Genomic DNA, 26,617 nt, shown 5'->3' on the forward strand with positions numbered 1-26,617 from the left:
TAGTATTTAAATTTTGATCGGGGTTTCACTGAAGTCATACCAATACCACCATGTAATAAGATTGTATTGTATGAATAGGTATATAGCTCTCAACGAATTTAGATATAGAGTGTGAGCTTATTAAGCTGATGAAAAAGCCATGGTGGTTTATAGCCCATGGCTTTTATTCATTGCAAATAACTAACTAAACAACTTTAGTGTCAAGTCGAGACAGTTTTCTTATTGCTGCCATGTTTTCAACGACACTGAAGGCCAATTATCTTTCCATGGTTTTGCAATTTCAAGCTCGTAAGCGAGTTCGTAAATAGTTTTGTCCTCGCCACTCTTGGCAATAAATTGATTACCAATTGGCATCCCCGTCTCATCATCCCAGAAAAGAGGTAAAGACATCGCTGGGTTACCAGCAAAGTTGATAGGTAGCGTGAATTTAAGTAAACCACAGGTATAGTTGAGTAAATCGGCGTCTACATTAAAATCTGGGCTAAGTTTTCCTACGAGAGGGCTAATGATTGGGCTAACAGGTGTTAATACAATATCGCAATCTACAAACAATTCGTCAAAAAGATCAGGGAGAGTATTGAAGTAATCAACCCCATCTTTAGCGTCTTGTTCTGTGAATTGTTCATTGTAATCCAGTAGACTCGCTAATAGCTTAGTGACGAGCCCAGACTCTGCTGGTGTTTTCCCGGTTATTTGCTCAATGGTTGGTTTTAGCATGCTTGATTTTGATGAAAAGAATCCTAAATATGCGTTTGTTAATTGTGTAGCATCAATGGGGTTTGATTTTTCGACAACGGTATGACCTAAGCTTTTTAAAAGCTCAATAGTGCTAAGAAGTGAAGCATGGACTGCTGGTTCAACATCAAGTAAGCCGGTAAAGTCTTTAATCACACCAATGGTTAGGCGACGTTCAGAAGAACCTGTCACCATTCCCATAGGTGGGTAATATTCTCCAGACTTGTCTTCTGTTGCATCTAACATTGCTGCACTGTCTCTAACCGTTCGGCTGATCATTTGGTTAGTTTTTGCAATGTCATGGCCGCTATCAATTTCGCCCGCCAACATTCGGTATCGACTAGGCTTCATTCCAATAACGCCATTTGCAGAAGCTGGCAACCTGTTAGAGCCTGCACCATCACTTCCATGTGCCATTGGTACTGCACCACAGGCAACAGCGACAGCTGAACCACCGCTAGAACCAAAAGCTGTATATTGGCTATTCCATGGGTTAATGGTTTCGCCATACAAATCATTGTGAGTCGTTAGGGTACAAGCAAATTCTGGAACATTGGTTGTTCCCAAAATATTGGCTCCTGAGGCTTCAAGGGCTTCAATAAAATCGACATTCTCTTTTGGTATATTGGTCGACATAAGACGGGAACCGTCGGTACGTTTAACGCCGCCAATATCGATCATATCTTTAATAAGGATAGGTAAGCCCGAAAATTTGCTGCTATTACTGATACTCGATGTTCGCTCACGAGCGCGATCAAAGGTAGTGTTCGCCATGAAATTAAGCTTAGGGTTAATGGCCTCAATGCGTCGAATGACGATTTCGACTAAGTCTTGTTGGCTTAACTTATTTATCTTAACTAAATTGGCAAGTTCGATAGCGTCGAGAGAAATATACTCATCAAACTCGATTGTTAAATCTGTATTTTTTAGAACGTTCATATATCACCTAAAGTGCGTTTTACGCAACGAGACAGTGCCTAGTTGCGTATCAATCAGGGGTTACCAGTCACCAAGTGTCAGAATGGTAGCGTCCGAGTTATAAATGTTGTTCTCCGCTGTATATGGAACATCATTTTTACGCAGGTCTGATTCTGTGATTTTGAAAACTTGATCGATAATATAAGCATGTGCACGAGTGTATTTTTCTACTGCGTCAAAGCTAATTAGTGACTGCTCTACATCTGCTGTTGTGTGGTAATGCAATCCAGTTTGGATCCAACCGACACTGATTGGCATTGGCTTACCTTCTGGTGGAGTGTAATGAGGTGGGTAAAATGCCATCTCATCGGCAGAAGGGTCGGTAATTGCTCGGCTAGAGCTAGGAAGAGTGTAAAGGTGCTGTGCTTCTTCTAGGATTTTAATCAGAGCAGGGCTTTGGTTAGTCAGTGTAAGCAGCAATGGCATTGTTACATTCGAATCACCGTCTATGACACCTTCATCCATCTTCGCTTGCATACCCAAATGCTCTGAGCGAATAACAAGAAGAAGATTTTCATCTATTTCTTGCTTCCATTTCTTCACGTACTCACGGGTACCACCTAGTCCAGGAACTTCATGGTCACCATGGAACATGAACACTAAACCATACTCACGCTCATCTTGCGGTAATGATGCATAGTACTTAGCCAGCGCCATATTTTTAGCAATCGCAACGCCGTTATCATGAAGACCGTAGAAGTAACTATCCATGTGACTCATGATGTGAATAAACTTCTCTGATTTACCCGGTAAAATACCGTAAACATTTCCGGTCATACGGTCTTCAGGTTGATCCATAACGCCTTGAATATTTAAGTAAGCAGTCACCGGCTGAGTTTCATCAGAACGGTCAAGTAACTTACGCAAGTAGACACCATCTTCGTAATTAATCCCAGTCCAAGGGATTGCGTTACCAATTTCATCAGCACCGCCTGGAGCACCAACTCGGCCCGCAATGTTTGATACTTTAGGAATATCAAACCAAATGATGACACCGGCTGGGTTGCCCCATTTTCCAGAAGCAATACGAGAGTAAGCTACTCGTGCTGTTGACATCAATGCACCTGGGTTAACACGCGCGCGTAATAAAACAATTTTACCCTCAAGATCTCGCCCTCGAAGTTCTGAGTTTGTACCATCACCAACAAAAATCAGCTCAGCTTCAACGCCTTCTACTGGTGTTGACTTAGATTCAAACGCTGTTAATGCAGTTGTAAGCTCTAAAGCTTCGAAGCCATCAATGCTTGGTGCTGACACGATACGTAATTCATTTTTCGTAGGACGCCACTGCTGTTGGCCTGAAGGGAACTTATCGTGATGAACTTCTTTGATACCAAAAGACTTTAGCTTCTCTTCTGCCCAATCTAATGATTCGCGCTCATATTTGGTGCCTTGAATACGTCCCCAAAGGATATTGCCGTCGTCTTTCGATTGCTTAGATATTGCAACTAAATCGTCAGTCCATTTGATCATTTCTTCTTTGTTGATCGAACTACGAGGGTCAGTATCAGCATCGATTCGTTGCTCTAAGTGTCGTTGTTCAATTGTGAAAGTACTGCTTTCTAGTGCAGCAGCTTTACGAACAAGGTACTTTTGTGGGGCGCTAAACGCTGCGTCTGAGATCAGTTTGATTAATTGTTCAGGAGTACTGGCTAGAGAGCCGCTTTTGTTTTCTTGGTCATTGGTTTTGTCAGTCATTGTTATTTTCTCAACATTCATGTGTGTTATATGTTGAGGTTATTAGAACAGTTTATCGTACTGGTCGCTTCACCAATACAGACATTGATTTATCTTATTGGGCCAAATTATAATGAGGTTATCTATGTGCTAGAACAATGGAAGGTGACTTTCCTGTCCATCGTTTAAACGCCCTAGAAAAAGAAGACAGGTTTCTAAATCCTAGTTCTAAAGCTATGGTCGTAATGTCTTGTTGCTCATTGAGTAGGGTTAGTGCTTTTTCGAGTTTATAGCGCTCAAATATTTGGTTGAAACTCACTCCTTCAAGAGCCAGTCGACGAGTAAACGTCCGACGACTGAGAAAGAGAAGTTTTGCGGTCTTATCTAAGGAGATCGCTGCAATGTCATGAGATTCAAAGATGGTATAGATTTGTGGCAGTAAGCTTCTTTTTTCAATCTGTGCTCGTTGTTCATAGGCCAGTGAAGTCATAGCGTAGTGAACACTTGCGTTACTGTTTTTCAAAGGCAAATCAAGATACTTGTCATCGAAACAGATTCGTCGAAAGTCACTCCCTGTCTCTATCTTAATATTGTACTGTTGCTCAAAGTCTTTGCGTAGCTGGTCTGGGTAATACCAAGATATGAGTTTATAAATGAAGGTAAATTCAGAGCTTGAAACACAATGCCGAATGAAGTTGATCATTACCATTGAATAAATTAATTGTAATTGATAAGCCGTATCTTCTTCATTGTTATACATTTCTGGGTTTATAAGCCACAACTCAACCCCGTGTGGTACTGGTTTATGTATGATGCGGATCGACGGAAGAAAATGTACATATAGCTCAGAATACAATTTTAAAAAGCTACGAAGTGTAGGCGCAGTAGAGAGTGCGATACCTGCTGGACCAAAGGCGATTGGGTCAAATTCTTCTGCACAGTGCCTTGCAATTGTCGCGCTGTCGCCCATTTCCGTTGCGCGAAGAATAGCTTGTTTAAATTCAGTGACATCGATGTGATCGCTTTTCTTTAAGCGTTTAATATTCTCTTTTCCCAAAAATGCTTCTTCAATATCCACATTTGATTTAACTAACGCTGATTCAAGCATTGCGAACCATGCTTTATTTGCGGTGAGGTGTAATTTGGGTTGAATCATATCTAGTATCTTAAAGTTAAATAAGGGACCGCTAACATTAGCGACTGAACATATTGGGCCAAGTTAACTAATTATGATGACTATTGCTATGACTTAAAGCGATCCTTATCGTAGACGTGATATACACCAAGTCCTAGCGCCACAACATGTGGTAGCTAAAACCCTATGAACAAGCCTTGACCCTGTAGAGCATGGCGTTTATATTACCGCCGCCTAACGGGCACATCCTAAAATGCGTACTCGCTATCCTGCCTTCATTGGCGCATTTATATTGGTGTTTGAACTTCCCATGCTAACGAAATTCCGTCCTTTTACTCGTGAATCGGGTGCTTTGATGCATCTATCTATTCCTATTATTTTTACCCAAATTGCCACTCAGGCGATGGGGTTTGTTGACACGACAATGGCAGGCCAAGTAAGCGCAGCCGATTTGGCTGCGATCGCACTGGGTACCAGCCTTTGGATCCCTGTGTTGCTGTTACTCCGTGGGATTATCATGGCTCTGACACCTGTCGTAGCGTATCACCGCGGTGCTCGAGACTTTGAAAGTGTCTCTGTTGAATTTTTCCAAATGGTTTGGTTAGCGTTGATCTCTAGCGTAATACTGATCGCCTACTTAACCAGCGCAAGATCCATTTTGGAATGGATTGGAGTCGCGTCTGAAATCATCCCGATTGCTAGCGATTACGCTTTTGCACTGGCATTTGGTGTGCCGGGTATAGCCTTGTTCTACACCTTGAACGGCTTCTGTGAGGGAATGAACAATACCAAAGTACCGATGATCATTTCGGTCGTGGGTTTACTCGTAAATATTCCGGTTAACTACATTCTGATTTACGGCAAATTTGGATTCCCTGAATTGGGCGCCGTAGGCTGTGGGTGGGCAACGAGTTTAGTCTATTGGCTGATGTCTGGGTTGCTGTATTCCTACATCAAAGGGCATCACCATTACAAAAATATTATTCGTTCTTCAAACGCGACACCAAGGGCAAAAGAAATGTTTCATCTATTGAAACTAGGCTTGCCGATCGGAATGAACATTGCAGTTTGCGGCAGTATTTTTTCAGTTATAGCGCTTATGATTGGCCGTATAGGAGCCGAAAATGTCGCCGCAGCACAGATTGCACTCAATATTTCGAGTATGACATACGTCATTCCAATGAGTATTTCATTTGGAATTACTATTCGTGTTGGCCATGCGCTGGGTGAAAAAGATGAATTAGGAGCGATTGAGCGTAGCAAGATAGGGATCATAGTTGCGGGTTTAATATCACTGATGTCTGTTGCAACTTTCTTGTTATTTCCTGATTGGATCATTCGTCTTTACACCACTGACCCTGCCATCAGCGCAACAGCGGCAACGTTATTAGGTTTTACCGCGCTGTATCAATTTAGTGACGCTCTTCAAACGTCTGCCAATGGCGCTTTACGTGGCTATAAAGACACTAAAGTTCCGATGTTTTTAGCAATAGCGTCCTATTGGGGGTTAGCATTACCTCTTGGTATTGTTTTAGGACTGACAGATTACATTGTCCCTGCAATGAGTGAAAAAGGATTTTGGATCGGAATTCTAACAGGGTTAACCGTCGCAGCCGTACTTATGCTGCTGCGGTTGCAATACGTCATTAATAGGCGTTCGTCACTACAGCTAAATAATGCCCCGCTAAGCTAATACGCAAAGGCAATTAAATAGCACCTCCATGTTATCGCTGTTTTCTTTCAATGTTACGTTTTAAACAACATTATTCACAGAATCGTTTCTTATCAAACGCTATGCTTTAGAAAAGCTAAGTAATAGGTTAGAGAAAGGGATGAACAATATTCAAGGAGTCGGCGTGATTATCTTTTTGATGCTTGCATCGACCAATGTGTATGCCTGGAATGTAGAAAAAATCGCGAGTGGTTTTGCGATTCCGTGGGGGCTAGCCTATGTTGATGACAATACCATGCTCATTACTGAGCGAAATGGTGCAATTAGGCAAGTGGACCTATCAACAGGTACGCATCATGTGGTGGCTGAGATCGCTAGCGTTTGGGCAAAAGGTCAAGGGGGCATTTTTGATATTGCACTTTCTCCATTTGATGACAATAAGATATACGTCACTTACAGCAAAGATGTTAGTGGGGAAGGGGCGACGACACTTGCTCTAGCAACCTATGTCAATGGAACAGTCTCTGGTTGGCAAGATCTACTTGTGTCAAAGTCTCGTACCGATACTGGCCGTCATTTTGGTAGCCGCATTGCGTTTGACGGTAATAGCGTTTATTTTTCCATTGGTGATCGTGGTGAGCGCGACAATGGCCAGAATACTCAGACGCATGCTGGCTCGATCTTACGTCTGAATCCTGACGGAACGGTTCCATCTGATAACCCTTATGTCGACAACCATTCGGTACTTAATGAAATATGGAGTTATGGTCATCGAAACCCTCAAGGTCTGTTTTTTGATACGACTACCCAAAAAATGTGGTCAATAGAGCACGGTCCCCGTGGTGGTGATGAAATTAACCTAATTAAGAAAGGAGCTAACTATGGCTGGCCGATAGTCTCTTTTGGAAAAGAGTACTGGGGACCTATTCAAGTTGGTGAGCCGATTGAAAAAGAGGGCATTGAGCCTCCTGTTAAGATTTACATCCCATCTATTGCGCCTAGTAGCCTAGTTTTGTATCAAGGTAACAAGTTCCCAGAGCTAAAAGGTAAACTCCTAGCGGGTGCACTTAAGCTAACTCACATAAATATCGTAACGATTGATGAAGAAGGGAAGGCGGTAGCAGAAGAGAGGATTATGGAAAAGCTCGGAGAGCGCATTCGAGACATTGAAGTATCGTCAAAAGGAGATATTTTCTTTAGTACTGACAGAGGCAATCTGTACCGGTTAATACGCTAATATCCCACACTTCATTCGCCGCAGAATACGATGATAAAGTGATCGTTCGTTGGACGATTGATTTAGTACACAACTGCCGTTAATTCCGATCAAAAACGTCAAGCTAGTTGATATGCCTATATAAAATATGTATATTCGCGAATCTAAATACAAACGATTTGCATTAAGGGATTTACATGGCAGTTAAAGCAAGCCTTCTTATCATTGGCGCAATTGCGTCGTTTTACTCCTTTACAAGTATTGCACTTGCTAATTCTGCGTCAAACAACACGGTCGAGGTGACGCACCGTCTGGGCAGCGTTACACTTGAAACACAGCCTAAACGAGTTGTAGTAATCGGCTTAGGACCATTAGATGCACTAGACCGTTTTGGTATTGATCCCGTAGCGATTTCAAAAGCGGCAACGCTTCCAACGTATTTGAATAAGTACAAAGGTGAACAGTACGCGTCATCAGGCAGTTTGTTCGAACCGGACTTCGAAGCTATCTATATGCAAAAGCCAGACGTTATTATTGTCGGTGCTCGAGGTGCGAGTAACTATGAAGAACTAAGTAAAATTGCGCCGACTGTTGTCTTTGCTGCTGAGGCTGATCAAGGTTACTGGAATAGTACACAACAGCAGTGGCGTAACCTAGGTAAGGTCTTTAACATCGAAGAAAAGGTTGAGCAGAAAATCGAGTCACTCGATCAGCAATTCGAATCTATACGTCGCTATAACCAAAACCACAGCATCGATGCACTGACAGTGATGAGTTCAGGTGGCAATATCACGACCTTTGGTGAAAATTCTCGTTTTTCTTCAATCTATAAAGATTTTGGTTTTAAACAAACGGTCGAAGGAATTAAAGCAACTCGTCATGGCGATTTGATTTCTTATGAGTTCATTGGCAAATCTAATCCCTCTACATTGCTGATTATCGATAAAGATAAGTTGGTCAATAAAGGCACCAGTAACACTCAAGCAGAGTTTGAAAATGAATTAGTACAAGCGACGAAAGCGTATAAGAATGGCCATATGGCTTACCTTGATATCAACGCCTGGTATCTTTCAATTGCGGGTGTAACAGCCACAGAGCAGATGATCACCGATGTAAAAGAGTCAATCGGTCTTAACTAAGATATAGATCAAGCAGAGGTTAGCTGTGAAAAGGTTATTGCTTGGTATGTTGATATTAAGTGCTCTATCGCTCTTTGTCGGCGTTGGAGACTTATCGTTCATATTACTTGTTAATGGTGACCCCGATGCGTGGGCGCTGTTGTTCTTAAGCCGCGTCCCAAGGCTACTCGCTATTTTACTTGCTGGTGCTGGGCTTAGTATTGCCGGACTTATCATGCAGCAGATCAGCCAAAATCGATTTGCTGCACCATCGACATCTGGCACCATCGAGTGTGCAATGTTTGGTTACGTGTTAAGTCTTGTGCTCTTTGGCAATGGTAACAATATCTGGCTGATATTTGTGACAGCGATGCTTGGCACACTAATCTTCATCCAGTTTATTCAGCGTATTCAATTTAAGAACGCGATTTTTGTGCCACTTATCGGCATTATTTTTGGCAATGTTGTGCAATCTGCTGCGAGCTTCATTGCTTACAAATACGATGCGGTTCAGAACATGTCAGGGTGGGCGGTTGCCAACTTTGCTAATATTCTTCAAGGGGACTTTGAACTACTTTACATCGCACTTCCTGTTGCCATATTTAGCTATTTATATGCTGCTCGTATATCGGCGGTGGGTATTGGTAAAGATTTTGCCACTAACTTAGGACTAAATTATCAGCAAGTGGTCGTTATTGGCGTGATACTGGTTTCGGTTATGTCTGCAACGGTGGTAATGATCGTTGGTCAGCTTCCATTTCTAGGGCTGATAGTGCCAAATTTAGTCAGCCACTATTTTGGTGATAATTTAAGAAAGAATATTCCGCTGACTGCGTTGCTTGGTGCAATAGTGGTGCTTGTCTGTGATCTGGCAAGTCGCATGATTATATTCCCATATGAAGTTCCTATTTCGATGATCATTAGTATCATTGGTGGAGGCGTATTTATAACGTTGATTCTGCGAGGTCAAAAGAGTGCAGGATAAAACAAAATTAATACTACTCTCACTGTTTTGTGTCGTGTTTACTTCACTATTTATTGGCCTAGGTTTAACAGCAGATAATTATCAATATTTCCTCTCTAGGCGTGTACCTAAAGTGGTTGCGATGATATTAGCCGGTGTTGCGATCGCTCAATCGTCGCTGGCGTTTCAAACCATCACCAACAATCGGATATTAACGCCAAGTATCATGGGGTTTGACTCCCTTTACCTGCTTACACAAGTGATTGTAGTCGCGCTGTTTGGCGGTTTTAGCGTTGTTGTTCTTAACGAATACATCAATTTCGCTATTTCTGTTGTGATCATGTTGGGTTTTTCACTGCTGTTGTTTTATTTTTACTTCAGAAGCGGAAAGCACAATTTAATAGCGCTGCTATTGCTAGGCGTGATCCTTGGCCAGCTGTTTTCAAATATCTCTTCATTTTTAATTATGTTAATGGACCCTAACGACTTTGCTTCAGTGCAATCGAGTATGTTTGCCAGTTTTAATAATATCAAAGTGGAGCTGGTCTATTTATGCGTGCCGATATTGTCGATTGTCTGCATTAGCTTATATCGAATGCATTTTCAGCTAGATGTATTTTGGTTAGACAGAGACAACGCAATTAGCCTTGGTGTGGATGTTCGTAAGGTGACAATGCGAGTTCTGGTGCTTTCAGCGGTACTCATAGCCATATCTACCGCATTAATTGGACCAATCATGTTCTTTGGTATTTTAGTAACCAACTTAACTCGGGAGCTGTTCAGCACCTACAAACACAGTGTTTTGCTTATTGCATGTTCTCTTTCTGCGGTAGCGGCTTTGCTTAGCGGGCAGTGGGTCGTCGAAAATATATTTAGCTTCTCGACAACGCTAAGCGGGGTGATTAATTTTATTGGTGGTGTCTATTTTCTTTCGATGCTACTGCGCAACAAAGTGACTTAAACTTTATGATCAAACTGAAAAACCTGACCAAGGCATTTGGTGAAAATAACGTCGTCGATGATGCGAGTGCGGAATTTGAAAAAGGCAAAGTAACGTCAATCATAGGCCCCAACGGTGCAGGTAAAAGTACCTTACTTTCAATGGCGAGCCGTTTAGTTTCGAAAGATCACGGTCAGGTTATTGTAGACTGCAAAGAGATTGCAGAGTGGGACACTAAAGAGCTGGCAAAAAGACTTGCGGTTCTTAGGCAATCAAACAGTGTCACGATGCGCTTTACCGTTCGCGAAATGGTTTCATTTGGGCGTTTCCCATATTCGCAGGGTAAGTTAAATAAGCATGACGAGAGTGTCATTGAGCGGGCAATTGATTATCTTGACCTACGTTTGATTCAACATAAGTATCTGGATGAACTCAGTGGTGGTCAGCGTCAGTTAGCTTATATTGCGATGGTGATTGCCCAAGATACCGATTATGTATTTTTAGATGAACCGCTTAATAACCTCGATATCAAGCACTCGTTGCAGATCATGCGTAATATTCAGAGGTTGGCACACGAGATGGACAAAGCCGTGGTTGTGGTCATTCATGATATCAATTTCGCAGCCTGCTATTCCGATATCATCATTGCTTTAAAGAGCGGAGAAATCGTGGTAAATGGCAAAGTAGAAGATGTGATTCGCTCTGATGTTTTGGCTGATATTTACGAAACGCCATTTAATATTGTTGAAGTAAATGGCCAGCGTATGTGTACTTACTATTAAGTGTTGAACTCGGTATCTGTTATCAAGCGCTATTATTGCGAGTAGACTGGCACGATAACTTTAGCGTGATTGATAGCGAAATCGCGAGCCGATTTTTCATCTTCTCTTAGGGCTATTTCAGACACTCTAGGAACAACGACTAAGATCACTTGTGCACCTTCAATGACGTTATCTGTACGTTCACCATCTTGGTTCATTTTATACGCATCGATATAGACAGTCAGTACCGTAGGTTTCGTATCATTATTGAATATTCGAGATGAATCAAGTTGGTGGACTGCGCCCCAAATAGTATTGAGTGGCTTTTCTTGTGCACTCGGAAGGAATAGGTCGTAGCTACGAGCTGGTATGGAAATGTTATTTAGTGTTGTAGTCAGTCGATTGTTGACGTATTGACCGTAGATAAAAGGCTTTCCTTCTAATTTCGAATGGCTACTAACGTTGTTTTCCTTACTGTTAGATGGACTGATGCTAGACGTATCATTGCATGAACTCGCCTGAGGTTTTTCTGAATAATGGCGATAGCTAACACATGCAAACTCCCCAACGATATTTTGAATTCCTCGCACCAATGAAGAATTTACATAAGCGTTGAGTTCATACTCTCCTAATTGTTCGACTTCTTTAAATAGATCGGCACGATGATCTTTGAATTTTTGATTGTAACGAAGGGGAATAAAGCGATTTTGTTCGATGGCGAGTTTAACTACATTATTCGTATCAACGAGCCGAGTTCCGTTGGAATCAATCGTTGTAGAACTAAGGCTAGGGTAGTCAGCGTAGCTTAGTGGCGACAAAAATAGAAATGATAGTGGAATAAAGTGTCGTAACTTAAGCATATAGCCTCGTTATAATTGGATAAAGAATAACCTAAAGTTCAATATGCATCCTATCCCACTATGTCAGCTAGAAAAAGGTTCCAAGTCACGGAGTTATAAAATCAAGGTTTAAGAAGATATGTTTGAGCTTTCCAGTTTCGAGCTATTGATTGAATACTGGAGGACAAAACTACAACGACCGCAATTTAAAGTGTATGGTGCGAACTGTACTCTCAACAAAGAATTAGGTTACTTATGCATGATTTGGCGGGTCAATCACTACCTAAACATCATTGGGTTCAAAGTGTGAAAAATGCACTTATTCCTCTAGCCAACGCTGAAAATGCCAGCTTTATGAAGTCTTACATGCGTGATCAATATGCGTATTTTGGCATTCAATCTGGACCACGCCGGACAGCTTTGAAGGAGCTTTTCACTAAGAGTGTACTTCCATCAATTGAGGAGCTACCGGCTGTAATCGATGAGCTTTGGGCTATGCCTGAACGAGAATTTCAAATGGTGGCGGTGGATCTTCTTATCAAGCTAAAAAAACAGTTACCCACAACCATGTTGGTGGCCCTAGAGCGTTGGATCACGACAAAATCGTGGTGGGATACCGTTGACATGCTTGCCACACATATCGCTGGAACTCTGTTTCTCAACCATCCTGATGAAACAGGGGAATATATTAACAAATGGCGAAATAGCGATAACATTTGGTTACGACGAACAACGTTGCTCTTTCAGCTAAAATACAAAGATAACACTGACCCTGAGCTTCTGTTTTCGCTGATTCGAGAAAACCAATCGGATAAAGAGTTTTTCATTCAAAAAGCGATTGGTTGGTCTCTTCGGGAATATTCAAGAACGGACGCGAATGCGGTCGTAAATTTTATTAGCACCCAAGGTATTCAAGGGTTAGCACACAGAGAAGGGCTCAAATTACTAAAAAAGGCAGGGAAGGTCTAAGTTACTCTCTAGAACCCAAATACTACCATTCCTGATTACTCGTAAAATGGGGTTGGGTCCACTTTGATAGATGATGGAGATATTGCTCTTTCAATCTTCAAATTACTGCTCTTAAGGTCGACGAGCGCAACATCGGTAAAACGTTTGTATTTATTTGAATAAAAGCACTTCACTTCGGGCTTTAGCGGCTGTGAGGGATTTGACGTCCAAACAATGGCCACTCTGCCGTCTGAAAGTTCTATCAATGAGCCGACAGGGTAAACACCTATACAATTAATAAATTTGTAGACCAATTCTGAGTCGAGGTGAAATGGCGTTAAGCCAAGCATGATTTTAAAGGCTTCAGCAGAGCTCATTCCTTTTTTATAACAACGGTCAGCGGTCAGCGCGTCGTAAATATCAACAATACATGCCATACGCCCATGCTGCGGTATCTCTTCTCCTTTGAGGCCAAGAGGGTAGCCATTACCATCGAGTTTTTCGTGATGCATCAAACAGACATCGCGGCTAACGTCACTCAGACCTTCGATATCGAAAATCAATTTACCAGCAAATACTTGATGCAGCTTAATATGCTCAAATTCATCTGGCGTCAACTTAGCGGGTTTATTTAGAACTTCATTCTTAACTTTGGTTTTCCCAATATCATGAATGAATCCTCCAATAGCCATCTGTTTGAGTAAGGCCTTGTCTAAATCTAAATGTTTACCAAACGTGACGAGCAAACAGGCTACATTAACGGAGTGCTCTAACAAATATTCGTCTTTTTGCCTCAAAGCCGACACACACCTTAGAGCATCGGAATCGACGAGAAGAGACTCAATAATATTCTCTGCGAGCTCGCCAATCTTATCGAGTTCGATTACCTTACCTTCAAAAGTCTGGCTCATCACACGATTAGCTAGCCCTCTAGCATCATCAATCAGTTTTTTCGCTTTTTTTTGATTAGCATGTCGGCTAAAGGTTTTAGGCTTTTTCAGTTTAGTAGGTATAGCAGAAGAGGCGGCTTGCGTGTTTTCACTTTCAACTTGCGCAGCTTGAATAGGTTTTATTATGCAGCCATCTTTCGATAGTTTAGGGTCTACCCAAACAAATTTAATACCGTTGCTTATTAACTGGTCAATAGCCGACGCGGAAGAGACTCGTCCTGCATTAGACAAGTTCACGCGCTTTGTGTTTTCTATTGCTGTTACAAACATGCCAACAGACAACGTCTCGATAGATATTTTTATGGATTCTTCAATTTTATACAGCATAACAAAGGAAGGTTCAGGTTCTGGCGATCACTGGTTTGATTCTACCTCTTTATAGTGTAGCAAAAATACATATAGGTTATAAAAACCTGAATAAAATATGTTAAATCTATCAATAGTGAGATCTATCATAAGTTAGGTAAACATTATGTGATTAATAATTCACCATGTAATGTTTGGGTTCAGAGTGACGTTCGATTTACTTTGATAGTATTATGTTAATAACCCTATATATATTAAGTATATACAGTGCACTTTACTGCAATTATACCTAAGCGTGATCTTCTTGTTTAAGTTAGTATGAGAGTCATGGTTTAGTAATGGAAAAGCATAATGGCCCGTTCTTTTAACGAATGTATTGTACCGATGTACCCAACCATTCAAGCATTGGATGTCAATGCTCTTGAAGCGGGTGAACATAAGTTTTGGTTTGCGGTTGCGACCGATGCTATTGGCCATCCTCAAACCTTAGCGGTTAGAGTCTTTAAGGGTAAAAAATCGGGTAAGCGAATAATGATTACGGCCGGTATCCACGGAGATGAGCAAAACGGTATTTTAACCGCTCAAAAATTAGCAAGAACGTTAGTAGGTAAAGATCTCGCTGGCTCGGTCATCATAGTACCCACGGTGAACCTTTCAGGTATTGCCCGCCATAGCCGTGATTTCCACTCAGCGGCGCCCGATAGCTCCTCTGCCAATCTAAATCGTGTATTTCCTGGTAGTTCTACAGGCGATGATGCCAGTCGTTATGCTCATAGTCTGTGGGAAAATTTATTAAAACCAAATACTGACTTGGCGATTGACCTTCACTCTCAGACGAGTGGTTCAACGTACCCACTTTATGCCTTCGCAGACTATCGATTGGAAGACTCAGTACGTATGGCAAAGCTCATCGCTCCAGACGTTATTCTTAATGACCCTGGTGATCCGGGCGTTCTTGAAACGGTTTACAATCGAGCCGGTATTCCATCAATTACTATTGAAGTGGGGGTTGGACGCTATACCGATTTAGAGATGATAGATCGAGCCACTCAAGGCGTGCTCAATATTCTTAAATCGTATGAAATTCTATCTGGTGAGATTGAATCAGCTCAAGTTCCCTGTATTGAGGGCAATGAGATTATCAGCGTACGAGCTAAACAAGGTGGCTTTGTTATTTGTCACGTCGAGTTGATGGATACAGTAAAAAAAGGGCAGATGTTAGCCAAGCAGTACAATAGCTTTGGCGATGAAGTGGAAATTTATACCTCCCCCATCAATGGCACGGTGATCAGCCATAATGTTGAATCAGTGCGAGCACCGGGTTCCTTGGTCGTAAGATTGATACGCTAAGCCGTTATGTAAGTTATCCTCATTCTCCCTAGAATTGGGTGATACAAGATAAATGGTTGTATTTGATATAACTGATAATTAGAATGCGAACCATTATTGTTTAATGGTGCGCAATTATGTCACGTGTTTTAGTTGTCGATGATGATATTCAGTTATGTGAACTTCTTAGTGAAGTCCTTGAAGAGGAGGGCTATCACGTAGATTCAGTACACTGCGGTGAAAGTGCATTAGAGTTTATTCAAAGTAATCCCGTCGACTTAGTGTTACTTGATGTGATGCTCCCTAATTTGAGCGGCCTTCAAGTTGCTCGTCGAATCTGTCAGCGATTCGCCACTCCAATCCTAATGCTCACAGCCCTCAATGATGAAGCGTCAATGCTAGATGGTTACCAAGCGGGTGCGGATCAATATATTGCAAAACCGTTTAAGGTTCCTGAGTTATTAACTCGAATCAAAGTTATATTGCGTAGAGTTGGCTTAGAAAAGCAAAGGCAATCTATCGCCACCAATAATAAGGGATTAAACGAGCAATTATCCCGGTTACCGTTAACGGGTACAGAATCTGAATTGTTAGATTACTTAATCAAAAACCACGGTGTGGTGGTTTCAAAATCTGATTTACAAGTGAGAGTGTTAAAAAAGGAACTGTGTCCTTTTGATAGAAACTTAGATATGCACATCAGCAATATTCGTCGCAAATTAGTGCAAGCAGGGCTTTCTAAACAACATATAAAAACGGTGCGAGGCAAAGGGTACAGTTATTTAGAAACGGTTGGGGCTTAATGAAAAACTGTATTCGATGCCCTGAATTTATTGCTAAACGAAAAGACGGGTTAACCTTTAAGCTCTTTAGCTACCTAACGGTCATTCTTGTATCAATATTGATTCTTCAAGGGCTTGCAGAAAAAGCCTTGATGAAGGCTCTTCTTAAAGTTCCACAAACCGTCAAGGTAGACATGTTAGATATGGCATATCAAGCTAACGTGTTAATCGAAGAGGGGGACATGGATGAACTGGCGGATTGGGCCAACGCTCAGCCGTATTACTTATTTGTGCTGGATGCAGAAAATCATCCAATTACACATAGAAATATGCACCCTCACTTTGAATTCAAGCTTCGGTATCTACGTGATTTAAATCATCAGCTAGATGCCCGTGTTAATAAACCAATTTTTGGTATCAAGTTAGTTCAAAATAAAACACTGGTGATTCAACTACCTCATCAGGTCCACCCAGCTCAACATTTCTCTTTGTATTTTTCACTGATCAAAGCCTTTATTGCACTCGTAATCTTGACCTTATTTTCAATCATCATGGCGAAGAGTCTTCAACAGCCTTTGGATAGATTACGAGAAGCGAGTAGAAGGCTCTCAAAGGGCGACTTTTCAGTGAGTGTTGTTTCGGAACTAAAATCAAAGACACGTGAGTTCAATGAATTGGCACAAGATTTCGATCATATGACTAATGAGATACATTCACTCGCAGAGAAGCAGCGTAGGCTCATCAGAGATGTCTCTCACGAATTAAGAACACCATTAGCAAGGCAAAACCTCGCACTGCATTTACTCCGTAATAAAATCCCTAGCAATGAGCAGTACTTACTTGATCGTTTAGAGAAAGAAACCGAAGAAATGAATGATTTGGTTGGGGAGATTTTGGAATTCAGTCGATTAGAAAATTCTCGATACGATGCGAAACTGACCCTTGTTCAGCTAGAGCAATATTGTTCTCTACAAGTCAATCAGATGCAGGCTGATGTGAAGCCTAATCAAACGCTAGTAATGAATGACCGGAATGACCTAACCAACTTTGTAAAAGCGGATGAACGTCTATTGTTACGAGTGCTTGGTAACTTAATCGCTAATGCCGTTAAATATGCAGGGGAGGAAGCCGAGATAATAGTTTCTTGTTTTGAAGCTACTTATGCCAAGCGCTGCAGCGTTATAACTATAGAAGATAACGGACTAGGCATTCCAGAAAGCCAACTAGAACGGATATTTGATCCATTTACACGCTTAGAGTCAGCGCGTGACAAGCAATCTGGCGGTTACGGTCTCGGGCTTGCGATTGTTAAAGAGGCGATGGTTCTGATGCAAGGTCAAGTTATTGCTGAAAATAGAAAAAATGGTGGACTGCGGGTTAGTTTATTGTTCCCAATTGATTAAAAATGGCGCTTTATAGCGCCTTTTTTATATCTGATGGCGTGTTGTTAGATTGATTGGTGAATCTTTACAAAAATTTACGAATGCAAAGAATGTAAATTTAATGCAAATGGTAATAATTATCACTTATATTCACCTCCGAAATAATTCAGTGGTACCGGAAACGGATTAACAGGAATAGCTCATCAAATGAGCCGAAACCTGAACAATAATAATATCGGAGATAAAGGATAATGTTTTCAAAGAGCCCATTGGCTTTAGTAATTGGCGCCGTACTTGCCTCGCCTGTAGCTTTAGCAGATTCAGTAAAAACAGATGAACATATGGTTGTCGAGGGGCGTGAGTATGGCTACAAAGCCGACACCAACTCAACGGCAATGCGTATGGAAGCGACTCAGCTAGAGACTCCAGGACAAGTTTCCGTTATCGATGAGAAAATCATTGATGAACAGCGCGCAAGCACACTTGGTGAAGTTTTGAAGAATGACGCTTCTATTTCAGCGGGTTCAAAATCGACCAACCGTGAGCGTTTCAACTTACGAGGCTTCTCTTTAGACAGTGGCTCAAGTTACCTACGTGATGGTGTTCAACATTGGTCTCACTATCGCCAACCTGTTGAGTTGTTGGAACGCGTAGAAGTATTAAAAGGCCCTGCTGGTTTACTGTACGGTGAATCAACGCCGGGTGGTTTAGTGAATATGATCTCTAAAAAGCCAACCTATGAGACTCAAGTGAGCGTGAGTCAAGACCTTGGTTCAGACAACTATACACGTACTGTTGCAGACGTGAGTGGTTCATTGAACGAAGCTCAAACACTAAGAGCTCGTGCGATTGTATCGCAAGAAAATCAAGACTCTTGGCGTACACGTTTCGATGGGACTGATGTAGAAACTGAGCGTTTTGTTGGTGGCCTTTTTGTTGATTACGATATTAACGACGATGTTATGCTTTCTCTTCATTACGACCGTACTCAAGAGCTTGGCGATTTAGACAATGGGTCGAAAATTGACACGACGACTGGGGAAGTCATTGACCCTAGTATCGTGAATGATCAGCGCTTTGCACAAACTGACAATGATATTGCGAATTACGGCGCAGCGATAACTGCGAGCCTAAATGACACTTGGTCTGTGAAAACGGGCATCAGCCGTCAGTTTTACGAACGTCAACGTACTGAAGCAAATAACACAGTTCGCCAAACGGGTTCAGACTACGGTTATAAAGTCTCCGATCGTCATGACGAGTGGACATTCGATACTGCGTACGCAGATTTTACGGGTGATTTTGATGCATTAGGCGTTAATCACCGTTTGCTACTTGGTGTGAACGGACTGCACTACGACTACAAACAGCTGTACTACTCTGATTACGCGTGTGTGAACTCGACTGAAGCTGATGCAATTAAAGAGTGCGGCAATGGTTTCGACAAACCGTCTGATATCCATTACAGCAATGACACATCAGGCCTTTCACATTCTGAAAGCAAACACTACGGCTTTTATGTACAAGATCTAATAACGATCAATGATCAATGGCAGGCGCTTGCGGGTGCTCGTTTTGCTTACGATAAAACAATCAGTAGCAGTGGCTCAGAAGAGAGTTACAACAACATTTTGCCAAAAGTCGGCGTTATTTATTCACCAGCTGAAAATGGCTCTATCTACGCCGTTTATTCTGAAAGCTTTGAACCCGTTGGTGAAATCACGGACCAAGACGATGTGAATTATGGTCAAAAGCAGGATGCTAAGAAAGGCACGCTTTATGAGCTAGGCTCAAAGTGGGAGTTGTTCGACGAGCGTCTATTAGTCTCTGGTGCATTGTTCCAAATTACCCAATCGAATATGCAAGTAACAGAAGACTTGGATCCAAATGGTGATAGCACTCGTACGACGCAAGTGGGTGAGCAAGTTCATACTGGTGCGGAACTGTCAGCTACTGGCTACATCACTAATGAGTTCTCATTAAGTGCTTCAACAATGTTCTTAGATGCAGAGTACAAAAACGACCCTGAACTTGAAGGTAAAACGCCTGCAGACGTACCTGAATTTACCGCGAGTATTTGGTCTACGTACGCGTTCAATAATGGTACTGATGTTAACTTAGGTATTTACCATGTTGGTGAGCGTTACACAGAAAGTGCTAATGAGTTTAAGAAAGATGCCTACACACGTGTAGATATGGGTATTTCACATACGATTAAGTATGACGAGAACCTAGATTTCGTCGCGCGTTTCAATGTCGAGAACTTGTTTGATACTGAATACCTAGAAGGCGGCAGCACAAGTGGTGTTGTTGTTGGAGAAGGCCGTAACTATATGGCAACACTCCAAGTTAAATACTAAATATATTTACTGTCGAATTTACTGTCGAATTTAGTCAGCTTTGAGTAAGAAGCTTTAATAATTCAAGTATCGGGGAAGGGTAGCACCTTCCCCATTTGCGCATTTGTTGTTAAAGCGGCATGAATAGCCTTTTATTTCTAATAATTGCTGCTGATAGACATCAGTCAATGACTTTATCTGTAACCTTTTCACACGTAATCAAATACCACTATGAACCCTCTTAAAACCAGCCTTACCTTTCTGATGTGCTCAATGGCAACGTTTGCGACAGCGAATAGCCTAAGTCAGGCACAAGCGATACAAAATAAAACGAACACTGCTTCTGCATCGAGCCAGAAAGTGATTAATCAGAGTGCGGAAGCGGCACTAAGCTTAAAAGCCGAGATAGAACAATTACAAGAGGAGGTGAAAAACCTCGAGATCTACCATAACCATCTCGCTGCGTTAGTGGATAGCCAAAACAGTGAAGCCGTCAATATAGAAGAGCAAATTGACCAGATAAAAGTGACGCGTCAAGGGGTTGTACCTCTGATGTATCGAATGATTGATGGCCTTAATATCATCATTGAAGACGATGCCCCACTTAAGCGTGAGCAACGTTTAGCGCGAGTCGAGAAATTAACCACAATGATGGCTCAAGCTGATGTGAGTGATGCTGAAAGGTACCGCCGTATTTTAGAGGCTTACCAAATTGAAATGGATTACGGCACCAAGCTGGGTGTTTACCAAGGCCGTGTGACGCTAGGTGATTCACAAAACATTAAGGCAGATATTTTACATTTAGGCCGTGTGTCTTTAGTCGCTCGAAACCTGAAAGGCAATCAATATTGGACCTGGAACAAGAATTCAGAGCGCTGGGTTGACGTTGATAGTGGCATGAAAGGTGAGTTGGATAAGGCGTACGAAGTAGCTAACCAACAAGTCGCGCCAAGTTTGATCATGTTACCTGTTTCTCTGAATATTGCTGAGGCCAAATAATGAATTTAAAACGATTAGTTACTGTGAATTTTACGGTATCAACCCTGTGCCTTTTATCCCTATCGTTCAATAGCTTTGCTGAAACAGAACTTGTGGCCCAATCAAAGGCAGAAAATAAGCACCAGCAACAACACAACGCACAGCGTGAAACTGGTTTTAAACTCACAGAAAATGAGTTACTTACGCTGAAATCTAAGATTGAAGCTCAGCGAGTGTCACTTCAATCCAAAACGGACGCTCTTACCGCTAAGTTTAGCGATAACGAAAACAAACTGGCTCAATTAGAAGAGCAGCTTCGCCTTGAAACAGGCAGTCTTGGTGAGTTATTTGGTGTTGTTCGTCAAAATGCCAAAGAGCTGGGCACTGAACTTAACACCAGTGTGACTAGTGTTGATCGCGGTGAACATACTGCAATAGTCGATCAAATCATCGAAGCGAAATCTTTACCATCAATGTCTCAGCTAACAGGTTTGTGGCTAAGCATGGTTGACCAAATTCAAGCAAGTGGCGAGCTAAGTGAAACGCAAATTCCTTTTGTTGATGGCGAAGGTAACACGCACACCATTGACGCTGTACGTTTAGGCTCATTAGGTCTTATTACTGAACATGGTTATGTAAATTGGAACGCCAACCACAATGAGGCTATTGCTTATTTAAAGCAGCCGGGCAACGGCCCAATTCTAAGCAGCCTATCTGCACTTGAAAGTGGTGGCGTTTCAAATGTCGTCTTGGATCCTTCGCGAGGGATAATGCTTGAACAACTTGCTTTATCGCCAAGCCTTATGGATCGCCTTCAAGCGGGTGGGGTCGTCGGCAGGGTTATTATCGGGTTATTGGTTGTTGGCTTAATTATCGCTTTGTTCCGTGGTGTTTCGCTTGCTATGGCAAGTCAGAAAATACGTAAACAATTAAAGAACCCGACTCAACCAAGTAACAATCCTCTTGGGCGTGTTCTCGCTGTCTATGATAAAGAGCAAAATCGCAGTGTGGAAGCCCTAGAGTTACGTTTACTGGAAGCTGTTGTCGATGAACAGACTCATTTAGAGAAAGGGCTGTCGATGCTCAAACTCTTGGCGGCGTTAGCTCCGATGCTGGGGTTACTTGGTACGGTGACTGGAATGATTGAAACATTCCAAGTGATCACACAGTTTGGTAATGGCGATCCGAAAGTGATGGCTGGTGGTATTTCAATGGCATTGATTACAACGGTACTTGGCCTTGTTGCGGCTATGCCTCTGCTGCTTGCTCACAACATTTTGAGTACCCAAGCGGAAAACATTCGCAATACTTTAGAGAAGCAGGGTATCAGCCTTATCGCGGAACAGGCAGAAAAAGACACTAAATCACATTCCCCTGCATCCTCACTCGAGGTAGCGGCGTAATGAGTGCTGTGTTATCAGAGGTTTTGTTATCAAGCTCTATTTTTGTTGACGTATGGATGAACAATAACTGGCTGCTTTCGCTGTCAGAATTTATGGAGCAAGGCGGCTTTGTCTTGTGGTGGTTAGCCGCTGTGGTCTTGCTTTATTGGTTTTTGGTTATTGAGCGCGTTCTGTATTTGACGCTCTATTTCCCAAAACAGCGCCAGTTATGGGTATCGAAGTGGCATGAACGTATGGACCACTCTTCTTGGCATGCTCGCTCAATAAAAGAGGGATGGTTAGGCAAAGCCCGTACATCGCTTCAACAGAACTTAAGTTTCATTAAACTACTCGTTGCACTTTGCCCAATGCTCGGATTGCTCGGTACTGTAACTGGGATGATTTCGGTCTTTGATGTGATGGCAAACCAAGGCAGTAGCGACCCTCAGTTGATGGCATCGGGTATCTCACTTGCGACATTGCCTACCATGGCAGGAATGGTCGCGGCTTTAGCTGGGATGTTCGTGCATGCTCGGCTATCCAAAAAATGTAACTTATTAGAACTGAAATTAGAAAAATCTTTAAGGAGTCAACGATGAGACTTGGTAGACGGCATAACCAAAATGATGAAGCGCAAATCGATCTAACTTCCATGCTTGATATTGTTTTTATCATGCTAATTTTCTTCATTGTAACCAGTTCATTTGTACGTGAGTCAGGTGTCGAAGTGAATCGCCCTCAAGCGTCTAATACAGTCAGCCAGAAAGACGCGGGTATTTTTGTCGCGATCACTTCGGCAAACGATATTTACATAGATAAACGCATGATTGATGTTGAGCGAGTACAAGCTACATTGGAGCATTTATTACTTGAACAGCCAGATGCTTCTCTTGTGATTCAAGCGGATGAACATGCTTATAACGGCACCGTTGTAAAAGTGATGGACGCGGCAAAAGGGGCGGGTGTTAAAAACATTGCCTTGGCTGCGGAGAAGCAATAATGGTGCGTTATTTACTAGCGCTGCCTTTGGCGGCAATCTTTGGTTTGGCTCTGTTCTCTTTCATGGCTTGGATGGTGGATAATGGACATCAAAGAGCACCTAAGGGAGCTGAAGCCTTAAGTTTCAACATGGTTATGGTCGAAGCGGAGCTGGAAGTCCAGCGCCGACAACGAACGGTTCCTGAACCGCCTAAAGCCCCTGAAATACCGCCAGAAGCTAAAGTTTCTCACTCTAAAGCAGAGGTGACCCCGATAACAGCAATGACGTCATTACCATCACTAGGTCTAGACACTGCAATAGATGGCTTGGCGATCAATACACCTACCTTTTCAGGTTTTGGAGCTAATCAGCAGGCGTTACCACTGTACCGTGTAGAGCCTCGTTACCCAGCTAAAGCATTAAAACGCGGAGCTGAAGGCTTTGTGATCATGCAATTTACGATTGATGAAACGGGACGTCCAATCGACATTCACATTCTTGAAGCCAACCCAAGACGTATGTTTGAAAGAGAAGCGATACGAGCGCTAAAAAAATGGAAATATCAGCCGAAGGTCATTGATGGAAAATCCATAGCGCAGACAGATCAAACAGTAAGACTGGAGTTTAAATTAGCCAAATGATGAAGCGGATATTTATTAGTCTCGCAGCGGTATTGATTTCACTGTCTGCAATAGCCAGTGAGCTGAGTCAATATACAGCGGTGCGGGTTCAAAAAGCACATCAGCTCGCCCAAGATGAGAAAGTGACTGAGGCGATAGAAACGCTAAACAAACTGGATCTTACGCGTGCCTATGACAAAGCCTTTGTTGCTCGGATGTTGGGTGTGTTTTATTGGCAAAATGAGCAAACTAAACTGGCGGTCAAGCAGTTAACTTACGCTGTAAACAGTGGGTTGCTGACGGATGATCAAGCTTGGATAACCCAGAGAATGTTGGCCGATGTGCTGCTTAACGAACAGCAGTTTAAGCAGGCGTTACTGCACTACTATGCCTTAGTGAAAAGTGTTCCTGACACTCAAAAAGAAGACGAGTTATGGATGCGTTTAGCCCAAGCGGAATATCAAGTTGAGAATTGGAATAAAACCCTCTCGGCGTTAGAGCAATATGAGGGCTTTGAACATCCTAATGCATTACCACCCTTATCTTTAAAGTTGGGGGCTCAACTTCAACTGAAACAATGGAACAGTGCCATTCCAACATTAGAGAAGCTCATTTTACTGCAACCTGAGAAATCAAATTGGTGGCGTCAACTTGTCGGCTTACAACTGCAGTTAGAGGATGATAAAGCGGCGTTAGATGCTTTATCACTGGCTAAGCTAAACGGAGTCGAGTTAACACAATCAGACCGCCGATTACTTGCACAGTTGTATGCCAAGCAAGACATTCCTGAGCGTGCCGCCATAGAACTCAGTGAATTGGAAGGAGCGAACAGTGATGAGAAATTACTTGCTGAACAAGCGACCTACTGGCAGCTCGCGAAAGAGTGGGACAAATCGATTCAAGTTTGGTCTTTGGCATCAAAAATAAATCCAAAATACCATTGGAATGTCGCACAGTTATTGGTGCAAGAGGGTCATTATCGTCAAGCACTCAAACAACTTGATCGGGTGGAAGCGAAGGATAAACAAGCGGATATTGCTTTAGCTAGGGTAAGGGCTTTGTATAAGCTCAACAAGTTAGAAAATGCGTTGATTCAAGCTAAGCATGCAAACAATGTGGAGCCGTCGACAGAAGCGAAAGGTTGGATAAAGTACTTAATTCAACTACGTACTATGGACGCCAGTTCGTAGTGGCCCAGTTAAAAGGGGGTAGTAAATTTTTCTTTAATATATTGATTTTTATATTAATTTGAAATCATGGGCATGGACTTGCTAGTACCGACATTAACCGCTCACCATGAGCGTTTTTTTTACATTTAAAACAAACGTAAACAATGTAAATTAAATGCCAATACGAATGATTATCACATAAATTAACGTCGAATATTTAATGGGTAACTCGTTTTATGGTGTTAAAAAACAGAGCCGTCCAGCTTTGGGCTCGTCGTCTTCATATCTACATATCTATGGCTTTGTTGCTGGTCGTGCTGTTCTTTTCCGTAACCGGGATTACTCTAAATCGTCCTCAACTATTCGAATTGAATGAACCAAGTATTGAGCAGTTTGAGTTGGCTCTCCCTGCTTCAATTTTCCCTATGAAAGACGGAAAAATTCAATCTAATAAAGCACAATTAATTGACTATCTGAGAGATGCAGGTGTGTCCGGTATTGCGTCGAACTTAGATGTGTATACCGAGTATGAAGATCATGAGCTTGTCATTGGAGAGATGACTCTTGATTACAAAGCGCCAGGTTATAACGCCGCCGTTTTTATCGATTTAACAACGTATACAGCAGAAGTTGAAACCACCGATTACGGCACCATCGCTTTGCTTAATGATCTGCACAAAGGTCGCAACAGTGGTGAGGTCTGGCGGTGGTTCATCGATATTACGGCGTTACTTATGATCTTTTTTGTCCTCACCGGTGTGTGCTTACTGGTACCCAAGAAGAAGACCTTTGCGACGTCCCTTAAATGGACGATGTTTGGCTCTGCAATTTCCCTCGTTATTTACTTAGTTGCCGTGCCTTAAGCGCACCACTGTAGAAAGAGATACTCATAATGATTACGTACCCTTGGAGCAAAACACTGCTGGCTCTCGCCATGTGCCCAATTGCAGTATTCGCAAAGCCACTACCTGAATCAGCAAAACTCGATATCAGCTTTGAATTACCAAAAATTGAAACCTCAATGTACGCAAGACCATATGTCGCAGTATGGCTTGAAGACAGTAATCGAAAGCCAGTCAAAACCATGGAGTTGTGGGTCGGCAAAGACGAATGGCTCAAAGATTTACGAAGCTGGTGGAGAAAGGTAGGCCGCTATGATCGAGAGTTGGTTGATGCCGTCACATCCGCAACTCGCCCAGCTGGGCAGTACCGTTTTATTTGGGATGGAACCAATGATGTCGGTCAGAGAGTCGAGCAAGGTACTTACACCCTTCATATAGAAGTGGTTCGTGAACATGGGGGCCGAGATTACTTGCGTCAAAAAGTGGAATTGAATGATACCGAAGTTGTGTATCAGTTAGAGCCAACGGACGAGACGGGTCAAATTACTCTCAATTATCAAGTGAAGTAATTATCAA

Annotated in this window: 24 protein-coding genes; 19 read left to right on the forward strand and 5 right to left on the reverse strand. The window is 42.3% G+C overall.

All coding sequences use genetic code 11. From position 1 onward, the window contains the following. Positions 1-219 precede the first annotated feature (219 nt). From L4D20_RS02540 to L4D20_RS02550, 3 genes are all read right to left on the reverse strand, one after another. Positions 220-1,674, reverse strand: coding sequence for an amidase (locus L4D20_RS02540; RefSeq protein ID WP_428799986.1), 1,455 nt, complete (start codon positions 1,672-1,674; stop codon positions 220-222). A gap of 60 nt (positions 1,675-1,734) precedes the next feature. Continuing rightward, a complete protein-coding gene (locus L4D20_RS02545) occupies positions 1,735-3,411 on the reverse strand; it encodes a M28 family peptidase (RefSeq protein ID WP_428799987.1) in 1,677 nt (558 codons plus the stop codon). 118 nt (positions 3,412-3,529) lie between these two features. After that, on the reverse strand, positions 3,530-4,546 hold the full coding sequence (locus L4D20_RS02550; RefSeq protein ID WP_428799988.1) for a helix-turn-helix domain-containing protein: 1,017 nt from the start codon (positions 4,544-4,546) through the stop codon (positions 3,530-3,532). A gap of 289 nt (positions 4,547-4,835) precedes the next feature. Here L4D20_RS02550 and L4D20_RS02555 point away from each other — a divergent pair, with 289 nt between their 5' ends. The 6 genes from L4D20_RS02555 (at position 4,836) to vctC (ending at position 11,217) form a co-directional block, all read left to right on the forward strand. Further along, positions 4,836-6,218 carry an MATE family efflux transporter gene (locus L4D20_RS02555; protein ID WP_428800741.1) on the forward strand — a complete coding sequence of 461 codons (1,383 nt, stop codon included), beginning with the start codon at positions 4,836-4,838 and terminating at the stop codon, positions 6,216-6,218. A 139-nt stretch (positions 6,219-6,357) separates the two neighbouring features. Then, positions 6,358-7,434, forward strand: a complete 1,077-nt coding sequence (locus tag L4D20_RS02560) for a PQQ-dependent sugar dehydrogenase (RefSeq protein ID WP_428799989.1) — start codon at positions 6,358-6,360, stop codon at positions 7,432-7,434. 176 nt (positions 7,435-7,610) lie between these two features. After that, positions 7,611-8,552 (forward strand): siderophore ABC transporter substrate-binding protein, encoded by a 942-nt coding sequence (locus tag L4D20_RS02565; RefSeq protein WP_428799990.1) that lies wholly within the window; start codon positions 7,611-7,613, stop codon positions 8,550-8,552. A gap of 25 nt (positions 8,553-8,577) precedes the next feature. Next, the gene (gene vctD, locus L4D20_RS02570) at positions 8,578-9,516 is read left to right on the forward strand and encodes an iron chelate uptake ABC transporter permease subunit VctD (protein WP_428799991.1); all 939 of its coding nucleotides are present in this window, start codon (positions 8,578-8,580) and stop codon (positions 9,514-9,516) included. Next, on the forward strand, positions 9,506-10,456 hold the full coding sequence (gene vctG / locus L4D20_RS02575) for an iron chelate uptake ABC transporter permease subunit VctG (RefSeq protein ID WP_428799992.1): 951 nt from the start codon (positions 9,506-9,508) through the stop codon (positions 10,454-10,456). Before vctD ends, vctG begins: the two co-directional genes overlap by 11 nt. A 5-nt stretch (positions 10,457-10,461) precedes the next feature. Next, positions 10,462-11,217, forward strand: coding sequence for an iron chelate ABC transporter ATP-binding protein VctC (gene vctC / locus L4D20_RS02580; protein WP_428799993.1), 756 nt, complete (start codon positions 10,462-10,464; stop codon positions 11,215-11,217). Positions 11,218-11,249: 32 nt separating this feature from the next. On the opposite strand, the gene L4D20_RS02585 is transcribed toward vctC, so the two are convergent. Next, the gene (locus L4D20_RS02585) at positions 11,250-12,056 is read right to left on the reverse strand and encodes a hypothetical protein (RefSeq protein WP_428799994.1); all 807 of its coding nucleotides are present in this window, start codon (positions 12,054-12,056) and stop codon (positions 11,250-11,252) included. Between the two features lie 234 nt (positions 12,057-12,290). On the opposite strand from L4D20_RS02585, the gene L4D20_RS02590 reads away from it, so the two are divergent. After that, positions 12,291-13,004 carry a DNA alkylation repair protein gene (locus L4D20_RS02590; RefSeq protein WP_428799995.1) on the forward strand — a complete coding sequence of 238 codons (714 nt, stop codon included), beginning with the start codon at positions 12,291-12,293 and terminating at the stop codon, positions 13,002-13,004. Between the two features lie 35 nt (positions 13,005-13,039). Here the strand turns inward: L4D20_RS02590 and L4D20_RS02595 are convergent, their stop codons facing one another. Then, positions 13,040-14,260 (reverse strand): cyclic di-GMP phosphodiesterase, encoded by a 1,221-nt coding sequence (locus L4D20_RS02595; protein WP_428799996.1) that lies wholly within the window; start codon positions 14,258-14,260, stop codon positions 13,040-13,042. Between the two features lie 330 nt (positions 14,261-14,590). Between L4D20_RS02595 and L4D20_RS02600 the strand changes: the two genes are divergently transcribed. From L4D20_RS02600 to L4D20_RS02655, 12 genes are all read left to right on the forward strand, one after another. Continuing rightward, positions 14,591-15,589 carry a succinylglutamate desuccinylase/aspartoacylase family protein gene (locus L4D20_RS02600; RefSeq protein WP_428799997.1) on the forward strand — a complete coding sequence of 333 codons (999 nt, stop codon included), beginning with the start codon at positions 14,591-14,593 and terminating at the stop codon, positions 15,587-15,589. A 116-nt stretch (positions 15,590-15,705) separates the two neighbouring features. Beyond that, a complete protein-coding gene (locus L4D20_RS02605; protein ID WP_428799998.1) occupies positions 15,706-16,371 on the forward strand; it encodes a response regulator transcription factor in 666 nt (221 codons plus the stop codon). After that, the gene (locus L4D20_RS02610) at positions 16,371-17,753 is read left to right on the forward strand and encodes a histidine kinase sensor domain-containing protein (protein WP_428799999.1); all 1,383 of its coding nucleotides are present in this window, start codon (positions 16,371-16,373) and stop codon (positions 17,751-17,753) included. The genes L4D20_RS02605 and L4D20_RS02610 overlap by 1 nt, the downstream gene beginning before the upstream one ends. Positions 17,754-17,983: 230 nt before the next feature. Beyond that, complete coding sequence (locus tag L4D20_RS02615; RefSeq protein WP_428800000.1) at positions 17,984-20,092, forward strand: TonB-dependent siderophore receptor; 2,109 nt, start codon at positions 17,984-17,986, stop codon at positions 20,090-20,092. 210 nt (positions 20,093-20,302) lie between these two features. Beyond that, positions 20,303-21,070 (forward strand): DUF3450 domain-containing protein, encoded by a 768-nt coding sequence (locus L4D20_RS02620; protein ID WP_428800001.1) that lies wholly within the window; start codon positions 20,303-20,305, stop codon positions 21,068-21,070. Beyond that, entirely contained in the window at positions 21,070-22,452 is a 1,383-nt protein-coding gene (locus tag L4D20_RS02625) for a MotA/TolQ/ExbB proton channel family protein (RefSeq protein ID WP_428800002.1), read from the forward strand. Before L4D20_RS02620 ends, L4D20_RS02625 begins: the two co-directional genes overlap by 1 nt. Positions 22,453-22,508: 56 nt before the next feature. After that, complete coding sequence (locus L4D20_RS02630) at positions 22,509-23,030, forward strand: MotA/TolQ/ExbB proton channel family protein (RefSeq protein ID WP_428800742.1); 522 nt, start codon at positions 22,509-22,511, stop codon at positions 23,028-23,030. Next, positions 23,027-23,431, forward strand: coding sequence for an ExbD/TolR family protein (locus tag L4D20_RS02635; RefSeq protein WP_428800003.1), 405 nt, complete (start codon positions 23,027-23,029; stop codon positions 23,429-23,431). The genes L4D20_RS02630 and L4D20_RS02635 overlap by 4 nt, the downstream gene beginning before the upstream one ends. Further along, a complete protein-coding gene (locus L4D20_RS02640; protein WP_428800004.1) occupies positions 23,431-24,051 on the forward strand; it encodes an energy transducer TonB in 621 nt (206 codons plus the stop codon). The genes L4D20_RS02635 and L4D20_RS02640 overlap by 1 nt, the downstream gene beginning before the upstream one ends. Continuing rightward, positions 24,048-25,220 (forward strand): tetratricopeptide repeat protein, encoded by a 1,173-nt coding sequence (locus L4D20_RS02645; protein WP_428800005.1) that lies wholly within the window; start codon positions 24,048-24,050, stop codon positions 25,218-25,220. The genes L4D20_RS02640 and L4D20_RS02645 overlap by 4 nt, the downstream gene beginning before the upstream one ends. 215 nt (positions 25,221-25,435) lie before the next feature. Then, positions 25,436-26,062, forward strand: a complete 627-nt coding sequence (locus L4D20_RS02650) for a PepSY-associated TM helix domain-containing protein (RefSeq protein WP_428800006.1) — start codon at positions 25,436-25,438, stop codon at positions 26,060-26,062. Positions 26,063-26,091: 29 nt separating this feature from the next. Then, positions 26,092-26,610, forward strand: a complete 519-nt coding sequence (locus tag L4D20_RS02655; protein WP_428800007.1) for a DUF2271 domain-containing protein — start codon at positions 26,092-26,094, stop codon at positions 26,608-26,610. Positions 26,611-26,617 lie beyond the last annotated feature (7 nt).

This window comes from Vibrio kyushuensis (assembly GCF_050337325.1).
In the GTDB taxonomy this organism is placed as follows: Bacteria; Pseudomonadota; Gammaproteobacteria; order Enterobacterales; family Vibrionaceae; genus Vibrio; species Vibrio kyushuensis.

Excerpts from the sequence above, each read along its gene's own strand:
- L4D20_RS02540 (WP_428799986.1), bottom strand. The coding sequence starts at position 1,674 with ATGAACGTTCTAAAAAATACAGATTTAACAATCGAGTTTGATGAGTAT.
- L4D20_RS02545 (WP_428799987.1), bottom strand. The coding sequence starts at position 3,411 with ATGACTGACAAAACCAATGACCAAGAAAACAAAAGCGGCTCTCTAGCC.
- L4D20_RS02550 (WP_428799988.1), bottom strand. The coding sequence starts at position 4,546 with ATGATTCAACCCAAATTACACCTCACCGCAAATAAAGCATGGTTCGCA.
- L4D20_RS02555 (WP_428800741.1), top strand. The coding sequence starts at position 4,836 with ATGCTAACGAAATTCCGTCCTTTTACTCGTGAATCGGGTGCTTTGATG.
- L4D20_RS02560 (WP_428799989.1), top strand. The coding sequence starts at position 6,358 with ATGAACAATATTCAAGGAGTCGGCGTGATTATCTTTTTGATGCTTGCA.
- L4D20_RS02565 (WP_428799990.1), top strand. The coding sequence starts at position 7,611 with ATGGCAGTTAAAGCAAGCCTTCTTATCATTGGCGCAATTGCGTCGTTT.
- vctC (WP_428799993.1), top strand. The coding sequence starts at position 10,462 with ATGATCAAACTGAAAAACCTGACCAAGGCATTTGGTGAAAATAACGTC.
- L4D20_RS02585 (WP_428799994.1), bottom strand. The coding sequence starts at position 12,056 with ATGCTTAAGTTACGACACTTTATTCCACTATCATTTCTATTTTTGTCG.
- L4D20_RS02590 (WP_428799995.1), top strand. The coding sequence starts at position 12,291 with ATGCATGATTTGGCGGGTCAATCACTACCTAAACATCATTGGGTTCAA.
- L4D20_RS02595 (WP_428799996.1), bottom strand. The coding sequence starts at position 14,260 with ATGCTGTATAAAATTGAAGAATCCATAAAAATATCTATCGAGACGTTG.
- L4D20_RS02600 (WP_428799997.1), top strand. The coding sequence starts at position 14,591 with ATGGCCCGTTCTTTTAACGAATGTATTGTACCGATGTACCCAACCATT.
- L4D20_RS02605 (WP_428799998.1), top strand. The coding sequence starts at position 15,706 with ATGTCACGTGTTTTAGTTGTCGATGATGATATTCAGTTATGTGAACTT.
- L4D20_RS02610 (WP_428799999.1), top strand. The coding sequence starts at position 16,371 with ATGAAAAACTGTATTCGATGCCCTGAATTTATTGCTAAACGAAAAGAC.
- L4D20_RS02615 (WP_428800000.1), top strand. The coding sequence starts at position 17,984 with ATGTTTTCAAAGAGCCCATTGGCTTTAGTAATTGGCGCCGTACTTGCC.
- L4D20_RS02620 (WP_428800001.1), top strand. The coding sequence starts at position 20,303 with ATGAACCCTCTTAAAACCAGCCTTACCTTTCTGATGTGCTCAATGGCA.
- L4D20_RS02625 (WP_428800002.1), top strand. The coding sequence starts at position 21,070 with ATGAATTTAAAACGATTAGTTACTGTGAATTTTACGGTATCAACCCTG.
- L4D20_RS02630 (WP_428800742.1), top strand. The coding sequence starts at position 22,509 with ATGAACAATAACTGGCTGCTTTCGCTGTCAGAATTTATGGAGCAAGGC.
- L4D20_RS02635 (WP_428800003.1), top strand. The coding sequence starts at position 23,027 with ATGAGACTTGGTAGACGGCATAACCAAAATGATGAAGCGCAAATCGAT.
- L4D20_RS02640 (WP_428800004.1), top strand. The coding sequence starts at position 23,431 with ATGGTGCGTTATTTACTAGCGCTGCCTTTGGCGGCAATCTTTGGTTTG.
- L4D20_RS02645 (WP_428800005.1), top strand. The coding sequence starts at position 24,048 with ATGATGAAGCGGATATTTATTAGTCTCGCAGCGGTATTGATTTCACTG.
- L4D20_RS02650 (WP_428800006.1), top strand. The coding sequence starts at position 25,436 with ATGGTGTTAAAAAACAGAGCCGTCCAGCTTTGGGCTCGTCGTCTTCAT.
- L4D20_RS02655 (WP_428800007.1), top strand. The coding sequence starts at position 26,092 with ATGATTACGTACCCTTGGAGCAAAACACTGCTGGCTCTCGCCATGTGC.